At 60.4% G+C, this 8,186-nt stretch carries 10 protein-coding genes; 3 read left to right on the top strand and 7 right to left on the bottom strand.

All coding sequences use genetic code 11. The features are described 5' to 3' along the window. Positions 1 to 579, top strand: a 579-nt coding sequence (locus tag VNZ65_RS07455) for a MetQ/NlpA family ABC transporter substrate-binding protein (protein WP_325667581.1), incomplete at its 5' end; no start/stop codon positions are given. 14 nt (positions 580 to 593) lie between these two features. Here the strand turns inward: VNZ65_RS07455 and trpC are convergent. From trpC to rpe, 6 genes are all read right to left on the bottom strand, one after another. Beyond that, positions 594 to 1,397 (bottom strand): indole-3-glycerol phosphate synthase TrpC, encoded by an 804-nt coding sequence (gene trpC, locus VNZ65_RS07460; RefSeq protein WP_325667583.1) that lies wholly within the window; start codon positions 1,395 to 1,397, stop codon positions 594 to 596. Between the two features lie 35 nt (positions 1,398 to 1,432). Next, the gene (trpD, locus tag VNZ65_RS07465; RefSeq protein WP_325667585.1) at positions 1,433 to 2,470 is read right to left on the bottom strand and encodes an anthranilate phosphoribosyltransferase; all 1,038 of its coding nucleotides are present in this window, start codon (positions 2,468 to 2,470) and stop codon (positions 1,433 to 1,435) included. Between the two features lie 68 nt (positions 2,471 to 2,538). After that, positions 2,539 to 3,108 (bottom strand): aminodeoxychorismate/anthranilate synthase component II, encoded by a 570-nt coding sequence (locus VNZ65_RS07470; RefSeq protein WP_038485518.1) that lies wholly within the window; start codon positions 3,106 to 3,108, stop codon positions 2,539 to 2,541. Then, positions 3,108 to 4,622 (bottom strand): anthranilate synthase component I, encoded by a 1,515-nt coding sequence (gene trpE / locus VNZ65_RS07475; RefSeq protein WP_325667587.1) that lies wholly within the window; start codon positions 4,620 to 4,622, stop codon positions 3,108 to 3,110. Before trpE ends, VNZ65_RS07470 begins: the two co-directional genes overlap by 1 nt. Positions 4,623 to 4,921: 299 nt before the next feature. Next, positions 4,922 to 5,620 (bottom strand): phosphoglycolate phosphatase, encoded by a 699-nt coding sequence (locus VNZ65_RS07480; protein ID WP_325667589.1) that lies wholly within the window; start codon positions 5,618 to 5,620, stop codon positions 4,922 to 4,924. Beyond that, the gene (gene rpe, locus VNZ65_RS07485) at positions 5,617 to 6,282 is read right to left on the bottom strand and encodes a ribulose-phosphate 3-epimerase (RefSeq protein ID WP_325667591.1); all 666 of its coding nucleotides are present in this window, start codon (positions 6,280 to 6,282) and stop codon (positions 5,617 to 5,619) included. The genes VNZ65_RS07480 and rpe overlap by 4 nt, the downstream gene beginning before the upstream one ends. A gap of 154 nt (positions 6,283 to 6,436) precedes the next feature. On the opposite strand from rpe, the gene apaG reads away from it, so the two are divergent. Next, the gene (gene apaG, locus VNZ65_RS07490; protein ID WP_325667593.1) at positions 6,437 to 6,811 is read left to right on the top strand and encodes a Co2+/Mg2+ efflux protein ApaG; all 375 of its coding nucleotides are present in this window, start codon (positions 6,437 to 6,439) and stop codon (positions 6,809 to 6,811) included. 16 nt (positions 6,812 to 6,827) lie between these two features. Here apaG and VNZ65_RS07495 read toward each other — a convergent pair whose 3' ends face one another. Continuing rightward, positions 6,828 to 7,007, bottom strand: a complete 180-nt coding sequence (locus tag VNZ65_RS07495; RefSeq protein ID WP_325667594.1) for a hypothetical protein — start codon at positions 7,005 to 7,007, stop codon at positions 6,828 to 6,830. Between the two features lie 12 nt (positions 7,008 to 7,019). On the opposite strand from VNZ65_RS07495, the gene VNZ65_RS07500 reads away from it, so the two are divergent. Further along, on the top strand, positions 7,020 to 8,186 hold a 1,167-nt coding region (locus VNZ65_RS07500), incomplete at its 3' end, for a murein transglycosylase A (protein ID WP_325667596.1).

An 8,186-nucleotide genomic window follows, 5' to 3' on the forward strand; every position in this document is an offset into this window, starting at 1 on the left:
CTGGACGCCAACGCCTTCCAGCACAAGCCCTTCCTCGACAGCCAGATCAAGGCGCGCGGCTACAAGATCGTGCCGGTCGCGCTGACCATCACGGCGCCGCTGGGCATCTATTCGAAGAAATACAAGACGGTGGACCAGTTGCCGGCGGGCGCCAGCATCGGCATCCAGAACGATCCATCCAACGGCAACCGGGCGCTGCTGCTGTTGCAGAAAGCCGGCCTGATCAAGCTGAAGCCGGGTGTCGGCGAAAACGGCGTCAACGCGACGCCGCTGGACGTCATCGCCAATCCGAAGAAACTCAAGCTGGTGGAACTGGATGCGGCGCAGCTGCCGCGTTCGCTGGACGATCTGGCGGCGGCTTCGGTCAACAACGACTATGCGGTGAAGGCGGGATTGTCATTGCAGCGCGATGCGATTGCGGTGGAGGATGCCAAGGGACCGTACGCCAACCTGATCGTCACGCGGGCAGAAGACAAGGATAAGCCTTGGGTGAAAAAACTGGTCAAGGCTTATCAGTCGGAAGAGGTGCGTAAATTCATCGAAGCCGAATTCAAGGGTTCCTTGATTCCGGCGTTCTAGGCTGTTCGCCGGCTTCAGCCGGCGAACAGGCGGGCCAGCTCGGCGCCCGGATGTTCCGCCCGCATGAAGGCTTCGCCCACCAGGAAAGCGTGGACATCGGCGTCGCGCATGCGCTTGACGTCATCCTTGGTATGGATGCCGGATTCGGTGACGACCAGCTTGTCCGGCGTGATGTGCGGCAGCAGGTCCAGCGTGGTCTGCAGCGACGTGTCAAAGGTGCGCAGGTTGCGGTTGTTGATGCCGAGCAGATTAGTCTTCAGCTTCAAGGCCGCGTTCAGTTCCTCTGCGTTATGCACTTCCACCAGCACGCTCATGCCTAGCTCATGGGCGACCGCTTCCATTTCCGCCATCAGGCCGTGGTCCAGCGCGGCGACGATCAGCAGAATAGCGTCGGCACCCCAGGAACGCGCCTGGTACACCTGGTAAGGATCGATCATGAAATCCTTGCGCAGCGCCGGCAAATTGCATGCGGCGCGCGCCTGTTTCAGGTATTCGGGCGAGCCCTGGAAAAACTGGATGTCGGTAAGCACCGACAGGCAGGCCGCGCCATGGGCGGCATAGTCGACAGCGATTTCGGCAGGGCGGAAGTCGGCGCGGATCACACCCTTGGATGGCGATGCTTTCTTGACTTCGGCGATCACGCCGGCATGTCCCGCTGCGATCTTGGCGCGTAGCGCTGCTTCATAACCACGCAGGGCGGCACGTGCTTCGGTATCGGACTCGACTTCGCGCCGCAGGCTGGCAAAGTCTTGCTGTTTTTTCGCCGCAGCGACTTCATCCGCTTTGACGTCGAGGATTTTGTTCAAGATATCTGACATGGCGTTGTTCCTTGCTACGATATTGATGACGGTATTCAGCCGGCGGTGGCGATGCTTTGCGTGGCTTGCACGAACTGATCGAGTTTAGCCTTGGCGGCACCGGAAGCGATCGCTGCGCGGGCTTTCTCCAGGCCATCGGCGATCGAACTGGCGACGCCGGCTGCATACAGGGCAGCGCCGGCATTGATGGCGACGATATCGCGCGCCGCGCCCGGCTGGTCTTGCAGCGCTTCCAGTACTTTTGCCTTCGATTCGACTGAGTTGGATACTTTCAAGTTCCGGCTGGCGGTCATCTGCAGGCCGAAATCTTCCGGATGGATTTCGTACTCGCGAATTTCGCCGTTGACCAGCTCGCCCACCATGGTGCCGGCGCCGAGCGAGACTTCATCCATGTTGTCGCGGCCCCAGACCACGATCGCGTGCTGCGCGCCCAGCCGTTGCAGGACGCGCACCTGGATCCCGACCAGGTCGGCGTGGAATACGCCCATCAGGATATTTGGCGCGCCGGCCGGGTTGGTGAGCGGTCCCAGGATATTGAAAATGGTGCGTACGCCCAGTTCCTTGCGCACCGGCGCCGCATGCTTCATCGCTGCATGGTGGTTGGGCGCGAACATGAAGCCGATGCCGGTCTGTTCTATCGATTGCGCCACCTGGGCCGGCGTCAGGTTGATATTGGCGCCGAACGATTCCAGCACGTCGGCGCTGCCGGACGAGGAGGAGACGCTGCGGCCGCCATGCTTGGCGACACGCGCGCCGGCGGCGGCGGCCACGAACATGGAGGCGGTGGAAATATTGAAGGTTTGCGCGCCGTCGCCGCCGGTGCCGACGATATCCACCAGATTGCTGGTGTCGCGGCAGGGTACGGGTGTGGCAAATTCGCGCATGACTTGCGCGGCGGCGGCGATTTCGCCGATGGTTTCCTTCTTGACGCGCAAGCCCATGGTCAGCGCCGCAATCATCAGCGGCGACATTTCGCCCTTCATGATGCGGCGGAACAGCGACAGCATTTCGTCGTGGAAGATTTCGCGGTGCTCGATGCAGCGCAAGAGCGCTTCTTGGTCGGTGATTGGCATGATGTCCTTACCGGGAATGAGAAAGACGGCGCCGCTGTGGCGGGCGCCGGCGAACAGCTAGCGCCGCGTCAGGCGGTGCGCTGGACGAAGTTGCGCAGCAGCGCATGGCCATGTTCCGACAGGATCGATTCCGGGTGAAACTGCACACCCTCGATATCGTAATCCTTGTGGCGCACGCCCATGATTTCGCCGTCGTCGGTCCAGGCGGTGATTTCCAGGCAGGCTGGAATCGAGGCACGCTCGATTGCCAGCGAGTGGTAGCGGATCACGGTAAACGGGCTAGGCAGGTCCTTGAAGACGCCGACCCCGGTATGCGTAATCGGCGAGGTCTTGCCATGCATGACTTGCTGGGCGCGGATCACCTTGCCGCCAAATGCTTCGCCGATGGCCTGGTGGCCGAGGCAGACGCCGAGGATGGGCAGCTTGCCGGCAAACTGTTTCAGCAAGTCGACGCAAATCCCGGCTTCGCGCGGGCTGCACGGGCCTGGCGACAGGCAGATGCGGTCCGGCTTCAGTGCTTCAATTTGTTCCAGCGTGATTTCATCATTGCGGTAGGTCCGCACGTCTTCACCCAGTTCACCGAAATATTGCACCAGGTTGTAGGTGAAGGAATCGTAGTTGTCTATCATCAGCAGCATCAGATTTCTCCATCCAGACCGTCTTGTACCTGTTCCGCTGCGCGTAGTACTGCGCGGGCTTTGTTTTCGGTTTCCTGCCATTCCATCTCGGGCACCGAGTCGGCAACGATGCCGGCCGCGGCCTGCACATACAGCATGCCATCCTTGATGACGCCGGTGCGGATCGCGATGGCGACATCCATTTCGCCGCCGAACGACAGGTAGCCGCAGGCGCCGCCGTAGATGCCGCGCTTGGTCAGCTCCAGCTCGTCGATGATTTCCATGGCGCGCACTTTCGGCGCGCCGGACAGGGTGCCGGCCGGGAAGGTGGCTTTCAGCACATCCAGGTTGGACAGGCCGGATTTCAGCTCGCCTTCGACATTCGAGACGATGTGCTGCACATGCGAATATTTTTCGATCACCATCTGGTCGGTGACCTTGACGCTGCCGGTTTCGGCGATGCGGCCGATGTCGTTGCGGGCCAGGTCGATCAGCATTACGTGCTCGGCGATTTCCTTGGGGTCGGCCAGCAGTTCGGTGGCCAGTTGCGCATCCTGTTCCGGTGTGCTGCCGCGCGGGCGGGTGCCGGCCAGCGGCCGGATGGTGACGGTGCGTTTGGCTTCGCCGTTGGTCTTGGGAGCCGAGGTCTGTTCGTTGCGCACCAGGATTTCCGGCGACGCGCCGACGATCTGCATGTCGCCGAAATTATAGAAGTACATATACGGCGACGGATTCAGCGAGCGCAAGGCGCGGTACAGCATCAGCGGCGAATCGACATAGGGTTTCTTGATGCGCTGGCCGATCTGGACTTGCATCAGGTCGCCGGCCATCACGTATTCCTGGGCTTTGGCGACGGCTTTCAGATAATCTTCGCGCTTGAATTCGCGGATGGTTTCGGTGCGCACCGAGGCCGAAGTGACCGGCGCATCGGCCGGACGGCGCAGCATGTTGCGCAAGTCTTTCAGGCGTTGCCGCCCTTTGGAGAAAGCTTCCGGCTGGGTCGGGTCGGCATACACGATCAGGTACAGCTTGCCGGACAGGTTGTCGATGACCGCCAGTTCTTCGGTCAGCAGCAGCTGGATGTCGGGCAGGCCGAGATCGTCTTTCGGGGTCGAGTGCGCCAGCCTTTTTTCGATATGGCGCACCGTGTCGTAGCCGAAGTAGCCGGCCAGGCCACCACAAAAACGCGGCAGGCCAGGACGCAGCGCAACTTTGTAGCGCGCCTGGAATTCGGCGATGAAATCGAGCGGGTTGCCTTCGCGGGTTTCGATGACCTTGTCATGCTGGAGCACTTCGATCCGTGTGCCATAGCTGCGCAGCAGCGTGGTCGCCGGCAGGCCGATGAAGGAATAGCGGCCGAAACGTTCGCCGCCGACTACCGATTCCAGCAGGAAGGTGTTCTTGCCGGTCTGCTGGGTCTGCGCCAGCTTCAGGTACAGCGTCAACGGGGTTTCGAGATCGGCAAAGGCTTCGGCGATCAGCGGGATGCGGTTGTAGCCTTGCGTGGCCAGCGATTTGAATTCGAGTTCGGTCATGTTTCTCTCCAGACCGCTATTGTAGAACAGCGGTGGTTCACTACAAAAAACGTTGCCTGAATTTTAAATATCGGGGGCAAGTGTGTCGCCACAGTGTGGCGAATGACTTTGTCCGTAAATACTCAGGCAGCAGCTATCGGTGGGTTCAGTGAGCCCAGGATTGCCAGCGTCGCCATAGCCAGGCCCCGGGGGCGGCTAAGAGGACATGAAGTTTTTTGTTGAAAAACATGAGAGATAGGGCAGTCTTAAAATAAGCTGTAATTCAGTAAGCTGTAATTCGATAACCTGTGTCAGCCGGTTCAGTGGCTGATATTTTGTGCTGCAACAAGCAGCGAGGTGACTATACCATCGGAATCGACATTTTGTATAGACTCGCCGTGATTGTATCCGTAAGGCACGTTATATACCGGGCAACCGGCCGCGCGGGCTGCCTGGGCGTCGTTGCTGGAGTCGCCGATGGCCAGCACCTGCGCCGGTTGCAGCTGGAAATCTGCGCACACGGCCAGTAGCGGCATCGGGTCCGGTTTCTTTTTCGGAAAGGAATCGCCGCCGTAGACCACTTCGAAATAGTCGCGCAAACCGGCTTTTTCCAGCAAGGCGACCGCAAATTCCAGAGGTTTGTTGGTGACGCAGGCCAGCCGCAAGCCTTGCTTGCGCATGGCTTGCAATCCTTCCACCACGCCCGGATAGACGGTGGCAAGGCTGCCGTTGACCACGGCGTAGTGGCGCTGGTAGGAATCCAGCGCCGCCTCGAAATGCTGTTCAACCTGGGCGGCAGGGTAGTCGACGCCGAGCACGCGGCGGATCAGGTTCTCGCTGCCTTTGCCGACGAAATCGACAATCGTTTGCTGCGCCAGCGGCGCCAGGCCCAGCTCGGCGCGCATGCGGTTGACGGCGGCGTGGAAATCCGGCGCCGTGTCCAGCATGGTGCCGTCGAGGTCGATGATGGCGGCGGCGATGCCGCTCAGCACCACCGGCGTCGTTGCTGCTGTCGTCATACGTTTGCCAGCTGCACGCGCATGTCGTCGATGACGGCCTTGTAGTCCGGTTTGCCGAAGATGGCGGAGCCGGCCACGAAGGTGTCGGCGCCGGCCTTGGCGGCGGCGGCAATATTCTCGATCTTGATCCCGCCGTCGACTTCCAGCATGATGTCGCGCCCCGATTCGTCGATGCGGCGGCGCGCTTCAGCAATTTTCTTGAGCGCTTCCGGGATGAACGACTGGCCGCCGAAGCCGGGGTTGACCGACATGATCAGGATGATGTCGATCTTGTCCATCACATAGTCGAGGTAATCGAGCGAGGTGGCGGGATTGAACACCAGGCCGGCCTTGCAGCCGTGGTCGCGGATCAGTTGCAGCGATCGGTCAATGTGCTCCGAACCTTCCGGATGGAAAGTGATGATGTTGGCGCCGGCCTTGGCGAAGTCGGGAATGATGCGGTCTACCGGCTTGACCATCAGGTGGACGTCGATCGGCACCTGCACGTGCGGGCGGATGGCTTCGCACACCAGCGGGCCGATGGTCAGGTTCGGCACGTAATGGTTGTCCATGACGTCGAAGTGGATCATATCGGCGCCGTCGCGGACGACATTGCGTACTTCCTCGCCCAGGCGGGCGAAGTCGGCGGAGAGGATGCTTGGAGCAATACGGTAGGTTGGCATGAGGCTGTCCAGGGAAAGGCGCAAAAGATCGCTATTTTACCCTTTAGCCCCGCCTCAGGCGTCGTTGCAGCTTGCGCCGTGGCAGAAATTCGTGTGCAATGGGCCGTTCGCCATATCGAATACTTATATATAAGCATCAACCGAGGAAACCAGCATGGCCGCCTATGAATTCACCGTCACTGTCAGAACCCAGTATCTGGAAGAACAATCCCAGCCAGACAGTTCGCACTTCGTTTTTGCCTATGCGATCACGATCAAGAATACCGGCCAGGTCGCCGCGCAGCTGATTTCGCGCCACTGGGTCATTACCGACGCTAACAATCATGTGGAAGAAGTGCGCGGCCTGGGCGTGGTCGGCCATCAGCCGCTGCTGCAGCCGGGCGAGCAGTTCGAATACACCAGCGGCACTTCGCTGGCGACGCCGCAGGGCTCGATGCTGGGCGAATATTTCTGCGTGGCCGAAGACGGCGAGCAGTTCGAGGCGCGCATTCCGGAATTCATCCTGTCGCTGCCGCGCACCCTGCATTGAGGCCTGGTGTTTTGAACTATTGCTCTTTTTTGTCGTCTTTTGGCGGTAGCGATTTGCTTGGCGGCTTTTGCCCCTGTTTTTGATCCGGGGTTTGATCCGGGGTTTGATCCGGTTTACGGCCGGAAAACATGGTCCACCAGACAATGAATGCGAATACAAAGAAGGCGAAGCAAGCTTCGAGAGCCACTAACCACATAAAGAATCCTAAATGCTATTTAAACGTCTCAGTTTACCCGTTTCTGTCTTGATTATCGGATTCAGTTTAGCTGCCTGTACGACTACTTCTCTTACCCCTCCGCCGCAGGAAACGCCGCGTCCAGGCAACGGGACAGCGCCCGCCGTGCCATCGGCTGCCCCCGGCGCCAACCTGCGCGCCACCACTTTTGCAGCCTTGCCGGGCTGGGGCAACGACGATTTGCGCCAGGTGCTGCCGGCATTCCTGACTTCCTGCACTACGCAAGCCCGTAAAGCTGACTGGAAGGAGCCATGCGCCATCGCCGCCGGGCTGGACGCCGGCAACGAAAAAGCGATCCGCACTTTCTTCCAGTCGTTTTTCACGCCTTATCAGGTTGTTAATGCCGATGGCAGCGACAACGGCCTGGTCACCGGCTATTACGAGCCGCTGCTGAAAGGCTCGCGCAAGCGCGGCGGCCCCTACCAGACACCGATTTACCGAGCGCCGGACGACCTGATCACGGTCGACCTGGCCAGCATTTATCCGGAACTGAAGGGCTTGCGCCTGCGCGGCCGCCTGGTCGGCAACAAGGTGGTGCCTTACCCAAGCCGCGCCGAGCTGGATAAATCCGGCGCCCTGGCCGGCAAGGAAATCCTGTGGGTGGACGATCCCATCGATGCCTTCTTCCTGCAGGTACAGGGTTCCGGCCGGGTGCAGATGAATGACGGCAGCAGCATCGTGCGGGTCGCTTATGCCGACCAGAACGGTTATCCCTACCGCTCGATCGGCCGTTATCTGGTGGACAAGGGGGAATTGACGCTGGCCCAGGCTTCTGCGCAGGGCATCAAGGGCTGGCTGGCAGCGAATCCCGGCCGCCAGCAGGAATTGCTGAACGCCAATCCGAGCTATGTCTTCTTCAAGGAGGAAAAAGTACTGGATGCTAGCCAGGGACCGAAAGGCGCGCAAGGTGTGCCGCTGACGCCGCTGCGCTCGATCGCGGTCGACCAGCAGTTCGTGCCGCTGGGGACGCCGGTATTCCTGGCCACTACCCAGCCGAACAGCAATACGCCTTTGCAGCAGCTGGTGATCGCGCAGGATACCGGCGGCGCTATCAAAGGAGCGGTACGGGCGGATTTCTTCTGGGGCTTTGGCAACGAGGCGGGCGAAAAGGCCGGCCGCATGAAGCAGCGCGGCATGATG

Source organism: Collimonas sp. (assembly GCF_035566555.1).
GTDB lineage: Bacteria > Pseudomonadota > Gammaproteobacteria > Burkholderiales > Burkholderiaceae_D > Collimonas.